Raw genomic sequence first — 17424 nt, forward strand, 5'->3', positions numbered from 1 at the left:
CGAAGCCATACCCAAACCCCGTGAGCCACATGTAAGACAGCAAGGGGGTGGTGCTCGTGTGGTATGTGATCCAGGTCATTAACGGTCGCGAAGACGTAATGCGCGAGCGCATCGAGCGCATGGTGCCGGCTGGCGTCATGCAGGAGCTCTTTTATCCCCAATATCAAACCGAGATCAAGCTACACCACGAATGGGTCAGCACGACCAAGCCGCTCTTTCCCGGTTATCTCATTTGCGATACGGCGGATCCGCGCACCGTGCAACAGTATTTGCTGCGCATGGACGACTTTGCCCGGGTGCTTTCCCAGGACGGTCGGTTTGTGCCGCTGGCAAAAGAAGAGACCCAGCTCATTGGCAGTTTTACCAATAGGGGAGACCGCGTGGTGCCCATGAGCGAGGCTCTAAAGGATGGAGACCAGGTCGTAGTAACGGCAGGCCCGCTGCTGGGGCACGAGGCCCTTATCAAAACCATTAACAGACGCAAGAGCACTGCCTTTTTGGAGCTCGACTTGTGCGGCCGACGCGTAACCACCCGCGTTGGCCTTGCGGTGCTTTCAAAAGAGCAGCGCGTTATGCGCAATCACAGAAGAGCGATCGCCTAGCTGCAAGCTCGCAAGCGGACAACCGAAGGCAAAAAGTATCGGGGAAGGAGCTCATGGAGCCTACGATGATGACCATGGCACAGGGCGCGCGGGAGACGCGCACGGCCGCCACGGCGAATTCCGTCACTGCCGCAGCCGGTGCTGCGGGGGATTACCTTACAAACGAAGAAGCGTACAAGATGCTGCGCGGTGCCAACTCCGGCGTGAAGCCCGAGCTTGGGCACAGGCTCTACCGCGTTGTTAAGCGTACGGTGGACATTGTCGCCGCCGGCGGAGCCCTGGTGTTGCTCTTTATTCCCGGGGTAATTCTGAGCGTGGTCATTTGCATAAAGAGCCCGGGCGCCAGCCCCCTATATTCACAGTGGCGCGTGGGCCGCGTGCGCAAAGACGGCACGTTCTACCTGTTTAAGATCTACAAGTTCCGCAGCATGGTTCCCAACGCAGACCAAATGCTCAAGGACTTGCAGGCCCAAAACGAGGCCACTGGCCCCATGTTTAAAATGAAGCACGACCCGCGCATTATTCCCGGTGTGGGTAACTTCATTCGCAAGCACAGCATCGACGAGCTGCCCCAGCTCATCAACGTGTTCTTGGGCCAAATGAACCTCATTGGCCCGCGCCCCGGCCTGCCGCGCGAGGTTGCCCTGTACAGCGAGCACGACATGAAGCGCCTGGCGGTAAAACCCGGCTGCAGCGGTCCTTGGCAGGTAATGGGCCGCAGCTACCTGGGCTTCAACGAAATGGTTGAGCTGGATCTTCGCTATATAGAGAATCGCAGCCTGCGCCAGGACCTGCGGTTGATATTCGGCACGCTGAAGACGATGTTCTCTGGGGAAGGTGCCGTGTAGCATGCGCATCGCCATGATAGGCCAAAAGAGAACGGGTTCGCGCGAGGGCGGCGTAGAAGTGGTGGTAGGCGAGCTTGCTCGCCGTATGGCAGACCTTGGTCACCAAGTAACCTGCTACGACCGTATGGGCGAAGGAGCTCCTTCCGAGCCCTACGAGAAGGATGGTTACCGCATCGTTCCCGTAAAGGCTCTGGACATCAAGGGGCTCTCTGCGCTCACGAGCAGCTTTGCCGCAACAAGGGCCGCCATCAAAGACGGGGCAGACGTAATTCACTATCACGCAGAGGGGCCGTGTGTCCCCCTTCGTTTTGCGCGTTCCGCGGACATCAGGACCGTGGCAACGATCCACGGCCTGGACTGGCAGCGTGCAAAATGGGGCGGCTTGGCTTCCAAGTACATCAAGTTCGGTGAGGCGACGGCGGCCAAGTGCGCGGATGCGCTCATCGTGCTTTCCCGGGGCAATCAGGAGTACTTCAAGGAGGCTTACGGCCGCGAGGCTACGCTCATTCCCAACGGCATCACTCCCGAGGCGGATCTTCCCGCGAAGGAGATCTCCGAGCGCTTGGGGCTCACCCAGGGCTCCTATGTCCTCTACCTCGGTCGCATTGTGCCCGAGAAGCGACCGGAACTGTTGGTGGAGGCGTACAAGCAGGTAAAGACGGATAAGCGCCTGGTTATCGCGGGCGACTCCTCCGATACGGACGACTACGCCGTGGCGCTCAAAGAGGCTGCCGCGTCCGACCCCCGCGCGCTCTTTACCGGCCACGTTGAGGGCAACCTGCTCTCCGAGCTGTACTCCAACGCGTATTGCTACGCGCTCCCCTCCGACGTTGAGGGCCTGCCCATGAGCTTGCTGGAGGCCATGTCTCACGGTGCGGCATGCGTTACCTCGGATATTCCCGAGTGCGCGGATGTTCTGCAGGGTTGCGGGCTCACGTTCCCACACGGAGACGCGGGGGCGCTGCGCGACGTGCTTGAAGGCCTGATAGCGGATTCTGCCCAAGCGGAGAGGCTGGGCGCCATGGCACGTGACCGCGCGATTAATGGCTATGACTGGAACAGCGTCGTCCAAAGGACGCTTGCTTTGTATGAGGGTGTTGCGTAATGAAGATCCTTCTTGTAAATAAGTTTCATTGGCGCAAGGGTGGAAGCGAGACGTACTACTTTGCTCTTGCCGATGGTCTTCGCGCTCTTGGGCATGAAGTTGCCTTCTTCAGCATGGAGGATGAGCGTAATGAGCCGACTGAGTGGTCGCGTTACTTTGTAACGAATCGCGACTATAACGGACCGAGCTCTATTGTCGATAAGGCGAAGGCCGCGCAGGCACTTGTGTATTCCAAAGAGGCGCGCGAGAAGTTCGATGCGCTGTGCCGTGAATTCCAGCCCGATGTAATCCATCTCAATCTCACTCATAGGCAGATTACGTTTTCCATCTTGGACGCTCCTTGGCTAAAGCAGCATCCAACGCCGGTTGTGTATACCTCGCACGACTTGATTCTTGCTTGCCCGAGCTATCTTATGCTTGATTCCGAGGGCAACGTTTGCGATTCGTGTCTCGGGGGTCATTTTGGCAATTGCCTTAAGAAGAAGTGCGTAAAGGGTTCGATCGCAAAAAGCGCGTTAGCGGTGGCTGAGGCGGAGTGGCTTAAACGGCACAAAACCTATTCACGTCTCGATCGCATCATCTGCCCGAGTGAGTTCATGCGGAACAAGTTTATTGAAGCGGGGCTTCCCGAGCGTCAGCTTGTCCTCATGCGGAATTTCCTGAATCCCGATTCGATGTCACGGGAAGTTGCCAACCAAAATAATGAAGATCCCTACATGCTGTATCTGGGACGCCTTTCTCGCGAGAAAGGCGTGTTAACGCTCGTGCATGCTTTTGAGAAGGCGGCACCGGTGATCCCTGATTGGCGTCTTGTTATTGCAGGCGATGGCCCTGAATGTGATGCTGTGAAGGTCAAAGTTTCCGCAATGCCAAACGAAATAAGCTCGAGGATTGAGCTGGTTGGATATAAAACCGGTGACGCCCTGCGCGGACTTGTGAATCGAGCCACTCTGGCGGCTGCGCCGTCAGAGTGGCTCGAGAACGCGCCATATGCGGTTCTCGAGGCACTCGCCGCGGGCAAGCCCGTTATCGGTACGAACATGGGCGGAATACCCGAGCTGGTACGTGAGGGTGAAACGGGCTTCCTGGCTGAAGCCCACGATGAGGCAGGACTCGCAGATGCAATCCGTAGGGGTGCGGCGGTGGCCGCCGATCCTGCGGCTTACGCCGCGATGAGCGCGCATTGCCGTTCATTCGTGGCAGAGAACTGTAATCAAGAGAAATACATCCGGAATCTCGTCTCCCTGTATCAAGAACTAATTGACCGGAAGGTGGTGGCCTAACCCATGGCCGAGAAGAAACTCAACGGAACCGTAATCGTAACGTACCGCTGCAACGCGCGCTGCACCATGTGCAACCGCTACAAGGCTCCCAGCCGTCCGGAGGAGGAGCTCTCCCTCGACGTGATCAAGAAGCTCCCGCGCATGTACTTCACCAACATCACCGGTGGCGAGCCCTTCATCAGGACCGACCTTGCGGATATCGTGCGCGAGCTGTACAAGAAGTCCGACCGCATCGTCATCTCCACCAACGGCTTCTTCACCGACCGCATCATCGCCCTTGCCGAGGAATTCCCCCAGGTGGGAATCCGCATCTCCATCGAGGGTCTGCAGCAGACCAACGATGAGATCCGCGGTCTCCAGAACGGCTTCAACCGCGGCTACGAGACGCTCAAGAAGCTCGTGGAAATGAAGCACCCGGACGTGGGCTTTGGCATGACGGTGCAGGATCGCAACGCTGCGGACTTGGTGCCGCTGTACAAGCTTTCCGACGAGCTCGGCATGGAGTTCGCCACCGCCAGCCTGCACAACAGCTTCTACTTTGTCGAGGCGAAGAACATCATCAAGGACCGTCCCATGGTGGCCCAGAACTTCGAGGACCTGGTAAACGAGCTCCTCAAGTCCAACGAGCCCAAGAAGTGGTTCCGCGCGTACTTCAACATGGGCCTCATCAACTACATCTATGGGCAGAAGCGCCTGCTCCCGTGCGATATGGCGTTCGACACGTTCTTCATCGACCCCTACGGCGACGTCATGCCCTGCAACGGCACCAAGGAGAAGCTCGTTATGGGCAACCTTAACGACGAGTCTTGGGATGAGCTGTGGGAGAGCGCCCAGGCCGAGAAAGTGCGCGGCTGCGTGCGCCACTGCGACCGCAACTGCTGGATGATCGGCTCCGTGTCTCCTGCCATGCACAAGTACATCTGGAAACCCGCGTCGTGGGTGCTGGCGCACAAGCTCAAGCCCGGCAAGAAGTTCGACATGCACGAGCTCCCCATCGTGCGCGACTACGAGTCGGGCAAGGTGACGAAGGAGGAGCTGGACGCTCTTTCCACCTGCGACATGCACGCCACGATCAACGACGGCCTTTCCGACGCAAGCCGAGCCGACGCGCACGTGTACGAGACTGAGGAGGCGCTGTAGTGCAGCCGGGTGGAAAAATCGAATGCAAAAATTCAGAAATAGCGGTTGCTCGATATCAATCGGAGGAAACACGTGAAAGTATCCTGCATAACCAGGCACGCAATCTCTAATTATGGCTCCCTGCTCCAGGCATATGCGACACAACGAGCGGTAGAGAGCTTGGGGCATGAGTTCGAGATTATGGACTATGTACCTGCTTGTGAGGACGTATCCCAGCAGGTGAGGACGCTTCTTTTGACAAAGCCGTCCTGGAACGGGAACCCGTTGAAGAAGTCTGTCTACAGACTTCTGATGGAGCCTGAGACAAGGGTGGCGGGCAAGCGGTTTGCGCGTGAGCGTTCCCAGCTGCTTAAGATGAGCCCTCACTATGCATCCCTGGAGGAGCTGAAGGCTAATCCGCCCAAGGCCGATGTCTATATGACTGGAAGCGATCAGGTGTGGGGTCCCATCAGCTCGGGCGCATACGACCTGTCATACGCGCTTGAGTTTGCTCCCGAGGGCGCAAGGCGCATCTCATATGCGGCGAGCTTTGGTAAGAAGAATATCCCGGATAGCGTGCGCCCCAGGTTTCTCGAGGACCTTCGAGCATATGAGGCCGTGTTCGTACGCGAGGATGCCGCGCGCGAGCAGCTTGCCTCGTGGGGCATAGAGGCCGGACAGGTTGTCGATCCCACGCTGCTGCTTGATGGCGAGGCGTGGAGAAGGATGGCGGCACCTGCCCCGAAGGGCGAGTACATCCTCGTCTACCAGATTCACAGCGACCCGACGGTGGGGCAGTACGCCGTGAAGGTTGCCAAAAAGCTTGGCTTGCCCCTGATACGGATCTCCGCAAGCCTGCACCAGGCCTCACGCGAGGGCAAGTTCAAGTGGCTGCCGACGCTTGCTGAGTTTCTCTCGTATGTCGACAACGCAGCATGCCTAGTCACGGACTCGTTCCACGGTACGGCTTTTGCCATAAATCTCAATACGCCGCTGGTAGAAGTGCTGCCCAAGAACGGAACCTCGAGCAGGAACGTGAGTATTCTGCGACTCACGGACCTCACGGACAGAGTGCTTCAGAATCTAGATGATGTCGAGTTAGCATCCAAGCAGATTGACTTTGGTCGGGTCAACGATGTGATGGGTGCGGAGAGGGAGAAGTCCCTAGCGCAGCTCAAGAGCATGATTGAGGAGTAGGGCATTGTCAAACGTTGGCACTAGGACGGTATGCAAGAAGGATATGTGCGCTGGCTGTATGGCCTGCGTCGATTCATGCCGACATGGAGCGATTGCCATTGAGGATACGATTGAGGCGTATAACGCCCGTATTGATCCTACAAGGTGCGTGGGATGTGGACTGTGCGAGAAAACGTGTCCCCAGATGGTATCCCCATCTTCGTTGCGTCCTCTCGAGTGGCTACAGGGGTGGGCGAAAGATACATCGCTCAGAATGTCATCTTCGTCCGGGGGTCTGGCTACGGCCATCTCGGAGGCGTTTGTGGCGTCAAATGGATTAGTGTGTTCATGTGCACAGGAGGGCGGTGAGTTCCGGTTCCACCTCACTTCTGATGCGGATTACTTGAGGAGGGCCCAAGGCTCCAAATACGTCAAAAGCAATCCGCTTGGTGCGTACCGCGAGGTTAGGGAGGCCCTGCAAGGTGGTCAAAGGGTTCTCTTTATCGGTCTTCCTTGTCAGGTTGCTGCGATGCGTAACTTCGTTGGAAGCCGTTTAGCCGATTCCCTTTACACCATCGACCTTATCTGTCATGGTTCACCGTCCCCCAAGGTCCTGAGCCGATTCTTGGAAGAGACAGGTAACAACCTGTCTAATGAGCTGATACTGGACTTTCGAAAGAAAGTCCAGTTTCAGCTCCGCTATCGCGGAGCTGAAACTGTGGGTAGGACGGGTGTCCGCGATCGCTACTCGATTGCTTTCCTCTCGGGTTTACCGTATACGGAAGGCTGCTACTCCTGCCGCTACGCCAAGGGTGATCGTGTCTCCGATATTACGCTTGGCGATTCATGGGGTAGCGAGCTTTCTGATGAGGTCGCGAACGGGATATCCCTCGCACTTGTGCAGACAGACAAGGGTCGAGAACTGTTAGAAATGACGGACCTTGAGCTTTTGCCGGTTGATCCTGGTCTAGCTGTGGCCAACAATGAACAGCTTCAACGTCCTTCGACGAAGCCTATAGAAAGAAATACCTTTATGGACGGCTTTCGTAACGGGGTACGGGTTAACCGACTCGTTCTCAGGGCGAGGCCAAAAGACTGCGCCAAGTACTTGGTCAAGGATATACTGCTTGCACTGGGTTTGCTCAGGGGTTAACACATCGAGAGCGTTTGCTTTAGGCATTAATGATAAGGTAATCCATATGTTGAGTAATTCCAAGGTGCCAAAGTGCGTCGTATTAATGGCGTCATACAACGGCATCCCATTTATTTCAGAACAAATTGACAGCATTCTCTCGCAGGCTGAAGTTGACGTACGTCTTTTTGTCCGTGATGACGGGTCATCTGATGGTACTCGTGATCTTCTGCAGCGCTATGCAGATGAGGGCAGTCTGACTTTGTTAACAGGAGAAAACCTAGGACCTGCTTTAGGGTTTTTGACGTTGTTGCGGAATGCTCCCGAAGCTGATTACTATGCGTTTTCCGACCAAGATGATATTTGGGATAGCGATAAACTGATAACTGCGATTAAACAGCTTAAGAAGCAGGAGAATTTGGCTCTTTATCATTGCAATTCAAGACTTGTAGATTCAGCTGGTAATGAGATGGGCCGGTTAACCTATGGGCAACAAAGGTGCATATCTTATCGAGATAACGACCCTCTCAACCAGCTTTGCATTGGGTCACCTATGGGATGTACGCAAGTATTTGATAGGCGTATTTGGGAAGTTGTTTGCTTGCATGAGCTGCCCCATCCCGTCATCATGCATGATAAGCTGATAGCTAATCTATGCGTGCTGCTGGGTTATCGGATTGTTTTCGATGCTTCTCCTCATATGGGATATCGCCAGCATGGTCGTAATGTGGTCGGTGTGAGTACCGATTTACCATCTAAAGTGATTGAGAAAATCAATAGTTTTTGTCATCCGCGAGAGATTACTCTTGCAAAGCAAGTTACTGGACTTCTTTCAACTTATTCCGACTGCATTCTTCCTCCAGAGCGTGCTCTTGGAGAGTTGGTATCGAAAATGGACGCTTCTTTCATGGCTAGGTGCAGGGTTTCTTTCTCTTCGAGGCTGAATTTCGGCAGTCTACAAGAGGGCCTTTTCAATAGATCTCTCCTCTTGTTTGGGAAGCGATGATATGAGTAAAAGCATCCCCAAACCGCACAATAGTGGCTACGTCCTAGCGCTTGCCTTTTGCGACTATCTCAAGGACAAGACCGGCACCCCAAAGGCTATTATGGCGAGTCAGCAGGCCATGGCGTCGCACGGCATAAGTTACGTCTATCTCCACTCGGTTAAGAAGACCCTGTTCAGGGACGACCAGATGCTATTTTGCGAATTCGGGGTTACGGTCGACGGGGTGGAGGCTGGTGTTTTCAGTATTGCCCAGGTGTGCGAGGCCCTTTGCAGCTGGCAAAAAAGCGGCTTCAGCCTTCTTGAGCTTCATATCCACCACCTTCTGTACGTGAGCCTTGAGAAAGTCTCCGAACTGCTAAAAGTTACAGGCAAAACACCGGTCAGGGCCTTTCTCCACGACTATTACCTGTGTTGTACAAGCTATAACCTCCAAAATAGGAGCGGCTTTTGTGACAGCTCAAGGCTCGGCGACGCTCCCTGCGAGAAATGCCCCCACTTCAGTAACAGCCTTCGTGTGGAGTCGAAGATCCAAGGGCTGTTTGACTCCATCAAAAATCTCCGTTTTGTTGCACCTTCGACCTATACGAAGAATCGGTTTCTCTCATTCAGGCCCCAATACGAGGGCCTTGTTGATGTAATACCGCACCAAAAGCTGCTTGGAGAGTATCTGGGCAACAGACGTCCTCTGAACGCAGGGGAGCGCATCAGGGTTGCCTTTCTGGGGATGCCGAGGAAGACAAAGGGCTGGGAGACCTGGCTTCGCCTCGTATCTGCGGTCGATGAACAAGAGTACGAGTTCTTCGTCTTCAACAGCTCGAACGATATGTATCCAGGGATGAACAAGCGGTTTGTCGAATTTGATGAGAAGCACCCAAATGCCATGACCGACTCTCTCAGGGAGTGCGAGATTGCCATCGTTGTCATGTGGCCATCTTGCCCAGAGACCTATAGTTACACCTGTATGGAATCTTACTCCGCAAACGCTTATACGATTTCGAGTGCATGTGCAGGCAATGTCGCCGACTTTGTCGTTGAGCATGGGTCCGGTTTGGTGCTGAATAACGAGGAGGAGCTAATCGGGCTGTTTAGGGATAAGAGCCGGCTTATCAGGGAGGTCAATCGTTTCAGGAGCGGAAAGCCTGGTCCGCTCGATCTTGTCGATTCAGATGAGATCGTAGACCTGCTTCCATGCTCCTCGGTAGGTCTCAACACGGGAGTTCACATGCACACGAGGCTGATTGAACGTGTGCTGCTGGAGGTACTCAATGCAAGATCATAGGCATGCGAGGCTCGTTATAAATAAAGCGGAGGAGCGGGCTGGTCGAAGAGGTCGTTGGTATCTCCCTAATAAGCAAGGCGTTCTAACCGTTTGCATGGGTGACCTGGCGGATGCGACGATCGTTATAGGTATCTTGGCGCAGGTTTTCTTCCTTGAGTACTATGGTCTGGGGCGATACCTCAACTGGGTAATTACCGGCATGATTTGCGTGAGGGCGCTCTTCTCCGGATGGAAATATAGCGGTAGAGCGCTACTACTTGGGCTGATTACCGTTGCAGGGTGGCTGTCTGGTGCCCTCTTGGGTGGCAATATGGAAACGTTTAGGGCGAATATTTTGCTGCTCCTCTACCCGTTTGTCTATACGCTTTACTTCTTTCTTTTGGTCACTAACAAGAGGGATTTTCTTCTTGGACTCTTTGATGCAGGTTTTCCGGTCTTCAACGCCATATTGCTTCTCAATATGGCGATCATGTTTATCCAGTACTCTACCCATGGGATGATCGCTGCGACAACGAACGACATCAGTTACTTCGAGGACAATATCTCCGGCCTGTTCTCTTATGCGTCCGTCCATGCGGTGGCCCTTTACACTTCATTCGTCGTGCTCTACAACTTCGTCTGGATTAGGAGGCTTCGGGGTCCTCTCTGGCCATCCCTTGCCATCGCTTACAACGTCTGCCTTATCGTCCTGTCCTTCTATCTTGCGACACTCAACGATAATAAGGCGCTCTTCATAATCCTTCCTCTCGTTTTAGTGATGTTCTGGCTTATTTCAGTCATGAGAGGAGAAGCGGATGTTTCGGGTCCCTTCTTTTGGCTTGTCGCCTTGTATTTTATCCTGACAATTGCATACGCCTTGGTGCCTGCGTTCCAGATCCTCGTGGATACGCAAGTGTTTGGTCTGTTCGATATGGTTGGCAGTTCAGCTTCCGTCGGTACTGCTGCCGACGGCAGTAACGAGAGGATTGCTATCATCGGCTTCGCTCTCTTGAGACCGGCTACATGGAGTCTCGGAGAGGGTCTTGGAGCCTCAAGCTTCTACGCGTCCGGGTTCATGTCGTTTAACCACTTTGGTCAAGCGGATATGGGGTCTTTCTTGATTCTCATGGGGGTTTGGGAGACGGCAGCGTATGTAGCGTTTTTCCACTCCGTGGTTAGTGAGTTTATGGAGCAGGAAAAAGGATCTAATGGCCGGATTGTTCGTTTGCTCCTTTTGCTAACAATTCTTATTACCTTTCTGTATACGCAGTGCTTTACAAGGGTGAACTGCTGCTTGTGCCTACTGCTGCTCTGTGGAGCGCTGGCTTGGTCGTGGAATTCCTCGGCTGCAGACTATTTGATTATTGATAGAGACGAAGAACAGGTTTGAACATGAAAATAGGCATTTCCACATTTACGCATGGGGACAACTATGGGCAGAGGCTCCAGAACCTTGCTGTCCAAGAAACTCTCAAACTCTCGGGTGCAGATGTCCTTACGTTCAGACAGAAGGACTCGAGATCTGCCAAATACAAGCTCAAGTCTTTGGCTTCGCTCATTCCAAAGGGGCTTGCCGTTGCCCACATCCAGAGGCATCGTTCGTTTGAGGATTTCAATTCCCGTAACATTTCCTTTAGCCGGGAGGTTATATCTGATTCCAACCCTCCACGTGACATTAAATCCTATGACTTTTTCGTTGCTGGGAGCGACCAAGTTTGGTCTCCGTATTCCCCTGACGCTAACTCCACTATGTTTCTCACGTTTTCGCCAAGAGAAAAGCGCATTGCTTTTTCGCCAAGCTTGGCAGCTCCGACGATTCCCGAGGAGAAGCGTGAGCTGTTCCACGGCTATTTCGACGGGTTTGATAGGCTGTCCGTTCGTGAGCAGAAGAGCGCCGAGCTTATAAACAGTCTGTACGGCTTAAAGGCCGAGGTGTTGATTGACCCAACACTGATGTTTGACGGCTCCTGGTGGGAAAGGTATGAAACAGAGCCGCACTGCGGGCTTCCAAATGATTATGTATTGACGTACTTCCTCGGGAGTGCAGCTTACGAAGAGAGGGTTGCCGAAATCTGTGATTCACTTAGCTGCAAGAGGGTCGATTTACTAGGGGATGCGCGCTACTACGCCCTCGGGCCTTCAGAGTTCCTCTATGCCGTCCGTCACGCAAAGCTTGTAGCGACAGATTCATATCACGGATCAATTTTCTCGATCTTGTTCGGGAAGCCGCTGATTTATTGCCCTCGTGAGTCCACTGGTCCAGACATGAGCAGCCGATTCGACACGCTAGCCAGCGAGCTGGGTGTTTCTTTCGTTGAGCGGTCAATTCTTTCCGTATGTAATTCGGAACTGCTCGAGAGTGACTATTCAAAGGCGTATGACAGGTTGGCAGCTCAGAGGAAGATCGTTGTTGAATTCCTCGATAGATGTGGATTGAGCATTCCCTCGGAGGCCGCCCGTGGCTAGCCAGCGTAAGGCGGGCGCCCTCCTCGGCTACGCCAACATCCTCGCAAAGAACCTCGTCAACCTCGTCTACACGCCGATGCTACTGTCCTACGTGGGGCAGGCGGACTACGGCGTCTTCCAGAGCTCGAACTCCTTTGTCTTCTCGCTGACGCTCCTGTCCTTCGGCTTCTCCGAGGCCTACGTGCGCTTCTACACGCAGACGGTGGCGCACGGCGGCGAGCGCGACATCCGGCACCTGAACGGCATGTACCTCACGCTTTACGTCGCCGTCACAGCCGCGGCGGTCGCCCTCGGCATGGGCTTCTCCGCAAACGCCGGCGCGGTGTTCTCGGCCGGGTTCACCGAGGCGCAGGTCTCGCTCGCCCGGGAGCTGCTCGCCATCATGACGCTCAACGTCGCCTCGACGTTGTTCACCGTCGTGTTCAATTCCTACATCACGGCGCACGAGCGCTTCGTCTACCAGCAGACCAGGCAGCTCGTCACCACGCTTGCGACGCCGCTGTGCGCCTGGGCCCTGCTGGCCGCCGGTATGGGGCCCGTGGGCGTTGCCCTAGCACAGCTCGCGGTGAACCTCGTCCTGCTCGCCCTCAACGCGCGCTACGCCATCGTCGTGCTGGGCATGCGCTTCGAGCTCAGGGGTGCCGACTGGGGCGTCATGCGCGGCATCGCCGCCTTCAGTGCCTGGATCTTCGGTAACCAGGTCTGCGAGATGGTCAATCAGAGCGTGCCCAACATCATGCTGGGGGCCATCTCGGGCGCGACTGCGGTATCTCTGTTCGCGGTGGCCGTGAACATCCGCCAGGTCTTCTACTCGCTCTCCACCACGATGTCGAACGTCTTCATTCCGAAGGTCAACCGCATCGTCGCCACCTCGGACGACAACGCCGAGCTCACTCGCCTTATGACGCGCGTGGGCCGCTACCAGATGGTACTGTTTTGCTGGGTGTACGGAGGTTTCGCTATTCTCGGGAAGTTTTTCGTGACGAGGTGGGCGGGCCCGGGCTTCGCCGAGGCCTACTGGCTCGTGCTCGCCATGACGCTACCCGTCATGGTGCCCCTCTGTCAGAACGTCGGCATCGAGATCCAGAGGGCCAAGAACATGCACCACGCCAGGAGTCTCGTCTACCTTGCGATGGCGGTCGGGAACGTTGCCTTCACCGCCGCGGCCGCCCCGGCGCTGGGGCCGTGGGCCCCCGCGATCGCCTATGTCGTCAGCATCGTGCTCGGCAACGGACTGTGGATGAACTGGTACTACCAGAAGCGGGTCGGTCTCGACATGCTCTTTTTCTGGAAGCGGAACCTGCCGGTGCTGCTCGCCTGGGCTGCCGTCACCGTCGCCTGCCTCGCTGGCACGGCGGTCCTGCCCGTCAACGGATGGCCCGCGTTCCTCGAGTGGGGCGCCGTTTACAGCGCGCTTTTCGCCATAGCCCTTTGGCTCGCCGTCCTAACGAAGGACGAACGTATCGCGGTCGTCTCTCGTCTCCCGTTCCTTAGATAGGGTCCATCATGAATGATTCCGAGAAATCCCCGAGGGTCGTCTCGCTTGGCGACCGTTGCTGCGGCTGCGGCGCGTGCGCTGCCCGCTGCCCCAAGTCATGCATCTCCATGGAACCCGATGATTGTGGCTTCCTACACCCCACCGTCGACGCCTCCGGGTGCGTAGGCTGCGGGGCGTGCGACGCCGTATGCCCGGCGCTCAACGCCCCTGGGGAGGACGGGTGCGAGTTCGCCCTCTGGGCGAAGGCTCATGACGTCGGCTTGCTCGATAGATCGTCGTCGGGCGGCGTGTTCGGTCTACTCGCCGGTGACGCTCTCTCGCGCGGCGGTGTTGTGGCGGGCGCCGCGTGGACGGACGGTTGCCGCGAGCTTCGTCACGTGCTCGTGGAGGACAGGCCGGCGCTCGGCGCCGTTATGCGCTCGAAATACGTTCAGAGCGCGGTTGGCCGCGGCGTCTTCGAGGGCGTCCGCGCTGCCCTGCGTGAAGGCAGGCCGGCGCTCTTTGCCGGTACTGCATGCCAGGTGGCTGGCATGCGCTCATACCTGGGGAAACTCGCCGACTCTGACCTCTTCCTCGGCGTCGACGTCATCTGCCACGGTGTTCCGTCTCCAGAGCTCTGGTCGCGCTGGGTCGACTACCGTGGTGAGGCCTTCGGGTCGGACGTCTGCGACGTCAATATGCGGAGTAAGACAACCGGATGGTTGTCTTACTCCGCTATGTACAAGCACATAGCGGAGAAAGACAACACCGGGGACACCGAGTCCCAGATATTCGGCAAAGACTGGTACATGAAAGCGTTTCTGGCCAATGCGAGCCTTCGTTCGTCCTGTCTGGCATGTCCAGCAAAGCGCTCCAGCGGCGCCGATATCACGCTCGGTGATTTCTGGGGGTTCCAGAATACCCATCCCGAGGTCGACAACTCCAAGGGCGTATCTGCCGTCCTATGCAATACCGAGAAGGGCGTGCGGGCATTCGAGGCTATTTCTGGGCTTACTGCAAACGGTCCGGCGACGCTTGATGGGGTAATCGCGGGCAACCCTAGCCTCGTCCATTCTGTCACGCCTTATCCAAAGCGCGACGAGTTCTTGAACGACGTGTCTGCCGGGCTTTCCATCCCAGATCTCATGGACAAGTGGGATTTCCGTCCCACTCTCTGGCAGCGTGTCCGCGGCAAGCTTGGTGGTATTAAACGACGACTAAAGAGACTCGTTGGAAGGAGAGCCTAGATGGCCAAGGATCGCTACCTTCAAGCTCTTCGTGGGCTTGCGATTTCCGCAGTGGTGCTTATCCACTGTCTTCCTCAATGTGCCGCGTCGGTCGCCATTCGCCCATTCCTCAACTTTTCTGTTGCGTTGTTCTTGTTTTTATCCGGTGTTCTTACCGACGAGCGCAAATTTAATGCGGGGGGGGGTCTTCGACGCCGCATTAGCAAGGTTGCCGGACCTTATGCGTTCTGGAGCGTTATCTATCTTGCGGCGTTTCCCGCCCTTCATGGGCGTCTGGGTTTCTGACGTTCGCCGTGGGCTCCGTATCGGCTCAGATGTACTATCTATTGGTCCATTCACAGCTTGTGCTGCTTACTCCGGTACTGTTCAGGCTCCTTTCACGGTATAGGTTCTTTGTCTATTGTGTGACACCGGCTTGCTTGCTTCTAAGGGAGCTCGCTGCCGTTGCCGGTATCGCATTGCCTCTAATACAGGTTTTCTGCCCCATGTGGCTCATCTTTTATGTTTTCGGTCTCGACTGGAGGCGTTGGGCTGCGCTCATTGAAGGACGAACCACTCAGCTTGTTGCAGTGCTCTTTATATTTTTAATAATTCAGGAGGTCGCAGGCTTCTGGTGGTATTTGACTGGCGATTTCAATATGGCCACAACTCAGCTTAAGCTCGGTTCTGCCGCGACCTCTTTAGCTGTGATCGCGCTTCTTATGGCGGTTCCGGGATCATTCAAGTCGCGATTATCTTCTACTTTGCTTGTTGACCTTGGGAACGCCTCTTTTGGAATCTACCTCTGCCATATACTTGTTCTCAAGGCCGTTTGGAAACTGCTTGGATTATTCGTCATCCCACTTGGTGTTTCGACATTTGCTGTTTGGGCGCTAACTCTTGCCGGATCTTATTCGCTTGTATCACTTTGCGGTCGTTATTTGCCCGAACGAATTCACATCATTGTGGGATTATAAATTGATTTTCGATACTGGCGCTTTTCATAGCGTTGAAGCAAAGTGAGTCCATTACCAACATTTGGCACGCGATCATCGGTGAAGATACCGGACTTCCTGTTTTCGAACGAGAAGATGACTTTTTACTCAAAATGGCTGATTGGATTAACCAACCTGAAATAACCGGAATCAATCTCCCTTGGTCGAGCATTGAAAAATGGAAGGGGCAATTCAGGTAGCCATATTCCGCAGTCATTACCTTGCCTATTTCGTTAAGAATGAGGGGGTTTAGCAAAATAGGATACCCAAGTCTTATTTATCACTCGATCTAAAGCGCATTTCGATTGTAGAGGACAGATTAAATGAAAGGCATCATCCTCGCGGGCGGGTCCGGCACGCGACTGTACCCGCTCACTCTCGTGACCTCCAAGCAGCTGCTGCCGGTCTACGACAAGCCCATGATCTACTACCCGCTGTCCACGCTCATGCTGGCGGGCATCAAGGACATCCTGGTCATCTCCACGCCGACCGACCTGCCCAACTTCCAGCGCCTGCTGGGCGACGGCTCGCGCTTCGGCGTGAACCTCTCCTACGCCGAGCAGCCCTCGCCGGACGGCCTGGCGCAGGCCTTCACCATCGGCGAGGAGTTCATCGGCGGCGAGCCCTGCGCGCTCGTGCTGGGCGACAACATCTTCTACGGCAACGGCCTGTCGCGCCACCTGACGCGCGCCGTCCAGAACGCCGAGTCGGGCCGCGCCACGGTCTTCGGCTACCACGTGGACGACCCCGAGCGCTTCGGCGTCGTGGAGTTCGACGGGGAGGGCCGCGCCGTCTCCATCGAGGAGAAGCCCGCCGAGCCCAAGAGCTCCTACGCCGTCACCGGCCTGTACTTCTACCCGGGCGACGTCGCCGCCAAGGCGCATGAGGTTAAGCCGTCGGCCCGCGGCGAGCTGGAGATCACCACGCTCAACCAGATGTACCTGGAGGAGGGGACGCTGTCCGTGGTGACGCTGGGCCGCGGCTACGCCTGGCTGGACACCGGCACCATGGAGAGCCTCCACGAGGCCGCGGAGTTCGTCCGCGCCGTGGAGCACTCCCAGGACCTGCCGGTCTCGGTGCCCGAGGAGATCGCCTGGGAGAACGGCTGGATCGACACGGCGCGGCTGGAGGAGGCGGCCGCGGCCTACGGCAAGTCGGTCTACGGCCAGCACCTGAAGAAGGTCGCCGCCGGCGAGATCGTCAACAGCCCGCGCGAGTACTAAACGATTCAATGGGAGATACAGATATGTCTGAAGAGCTCTTCGAGCCCAGGAACATCATCGTCACGGGCGGCTGCGGCTTCATCGGCAGCAACTTCGTGCACCACGTCGTGAACAACCACCCCGACGTGCACGTCACCGTCCTGGACAAGCTGACCTACGCCGGCAACCCCGAGAACATCGCGGGCCTTCCCGCCGACCGCGTCGAGCTCGTGGTGGGCGACATCTGCGACTCCGAGCTGCTGGATAGGCTCGTCCCCGGCCACGACGCGATCGTGCACTACGCCGCCGAGAGCCACAACGACAACTCCATCGCCGACTCGGAGCCCTTCCTGCGCACCAACGTCGAGGGCACCTTCCGCCTGCTGGAGGCCGTGAGGAAATACGGCGTCCGCTACCACCACGTCTCCACCGACGAGGTCTACGGCGACCTGGCGCTCGACGACCCGGCCAAGTTCACCGAGGAGACGCCGTACCACCCGTCGAGCCCCTACAGCTCGACCAAGGCCAG

The 17424-nt window shown here is 56.1% G+C and carries 17 protein-coding genes; all 17 read left to right on the forward strand.

Annotated features, from left to right (window positions below):
• Positions 1-56: 56 nt before the first annotated feature.
• Positions 57-602, forward strand: coding sequence for an antiterminator LoaP (loaP, locus tag RX395_RS04715; protein ID WP_316365845.1), 546 nt, complete (start codon positions 57-59; stop codon positions 600-602).
• 53 nt (positions 603-655) lie between these two features.
• Positions 656-1450 carry a sugar transferase gene (locus tag RX395_RS04720; RefSeq protein WP_199576402.1) on the forward strand — a complete coding sequence of 265 codons (795 nt, stop codon included), beginning with the start codon at positions 656-658 and terminating at the stop codon, positions 1448-1450.
• Between the two features lies 1 nt (position 1451).
• Positions 1452-2555, forward strand: coding sequence for a glycosyltransferase family 4 protein (locus RX395_RS04725; RefSeq protein WP_035138271.1), 1104 nt, complete (start codon positions 1452-1454; stop codon positions 2553-2555).
• The gene (locus RX395_RS04730) at positions 2555-3838 is read left to right on the forward strand and encodes a glycosyltransferase family 4 protein (protein ID WP_117797925.1); all 1284 of its coding nucleotides are present in this window, start codon (positions 2555-2557) and stop codon (positions 3836-3838) included. Before RX395_RS04725 ends, RX395_RS04730 begins: the two co-directional genes overlap by 1 nt.
• A 3-nt stretch (positions 3839-3841) precedes the next feature.
• Complete coding sequence (locus RX395_RS04735; protein ID WP_316365849.1) at positions 3842-4978, forward strand: radical SAM protein; 1137 nt, start codon at positions 3842-3844, stop codon at positions 4976-4978.
• A 72-nt stretch (positions 4979-5050) separates the two neighbouring features.
• Positions 5051-6154, forward strand: coding sequence for a polysaccharide pyruvyl transferase family protein (locus RX395_RS04740; protein ID WP_316365864.1), 1104 nt, complete (start codon positions 5051-5053; stop codon positions 6152-6154).
• Between the two features lie 58 nt (positions 6155-6212).
• Positions 6213-7286: a Coenzyme F420 hydrogenase/dehydrogenase, beta subunit C-terminal domain gene (locus RX395_RS04750; protein WP_070100765.1), complete on the forward strand. Its 1074-nt coding sequence runs from the start codon at positions 6213-6215 to the stop codon at positions 7284-7286.
• A 46-nt stretch (positions 7287-7332) separates the two neighbouring features.
• Positions 7333-8271, forward strand: a complete 939-nt coding sequence (locus RX395_RS04755; RefSeq protein ID WP_082421944.1) for a glycosyltransferase — start codon at positions 7333-7335, stop codon at positions 8269-8271.
• 1 nt (position 8272) lies between these two features.
• The gene (locus RX395_RS04760; protein WP_055287332.1) at positions 8273-9550 is read left to right on the forward strand and encodes a glycosyltransferase family protein; all 1278 of its coding nucleotides are present in this window, start codon (positions 8273-8275) and stop codon (positions 9548-9550) included.
• Between the two features lie 94 nt (positions 9551-9644).
• Entirely contained in the window at positions 9645-10919 is a 1275-nt protein-coding gene (locus RX395_RS04765; RefSeq protein WP_117786263.1) for a hypothetical protein, read from the forward strand.
• A 2-nt stretch (positions 10920-10921) separates the two neighbouring features.
• Positions 10922-11995: a polysaccharide pyruvyl transferase family protein gene (locus RX395_RS04770; RefSeq protein ID WP_316365853.1), complete on the forward strand. Its 1074-nt coding sequence runs from the start codon at positions 10922-10924 to the stop codon at positions 11993-11995.
• On the forward strand, positions 11988-13493 hold the full coding sequence (locus RX395_RS04775) for a lipopolysaccharide biosynthesis protein (protein ID WP_052044164.1): 1506 nt from the start codon (positions 11988-11990) through the stop codon (positions 13491-13493). Before RX395_RS04770 ends, RX395_RS04775 begins: the two co-directional genes overlap by 8 nt.
• 8 nt (positions 13494-13501) lie before the next feature.
• Entirely contained in the window at positions 13502-14719 is a 1218-nt protein-coding gene (locus tag RX395_RS04780) for a Coenzyme F420 hydrogenase/dehydrogenase, beta subunit C-terminal domain (protein ID WP_052044165.1), read from the forward strand.
• On the forward strand, positions 14720-15004 hold the full coding sequence (locus tag RX395_RS04785; protein ID WP_316365857.1) for an acyltransferase family protein: 285 nt from the start codon (positions 14720-14722) through the stop codon (positions 15002-15004). It abuts the gene before it with no gap.
• Between the two features lie 29 nt (positions 15005-15033).
• Positions 15034-15675, forward strand: a complete 642-nt coding sequence (locus RX395_RS04790; protein ID WP_118225746.1) for an acyltransferase family protein — start codon at positions 15034-15036, stop codon at positions 15673-15675.
• A 341-nt stretch (positions 15676-16016) separates the two neighbouring features.
• On the forward strand, positions 16017-16916 hold the full coding sequence (gene rfbA / locus RX395_RS04795; protein WP_316365860.1) for a glucose-1-phosphate thymidylyltransferase RfbA: 900 nt from the start codon (positions 16017-16019) through the stop codon (positions 16914-16916).
• A 23-nt stretch (positions 16917-16939) separates the two neighbouring features.
• Positions 16940-17424, forward strand: a 485-nt coding sequence (locus RX395_RS04800) for a dTDP-glucose 4,6-dehydratase (protein WP_316365862.1), incomplete at its 3' end; no start/stop codon positions are given.

Origin of the sequence: Collinsella aerofaciens (assembly GCF_032584215.1) — a bacterium.
Lineage (GTDB): Bacteria > Actinomycetota > Coriobacteriia > Coriobacteriales > Coriobacteriaceae > Collinsella.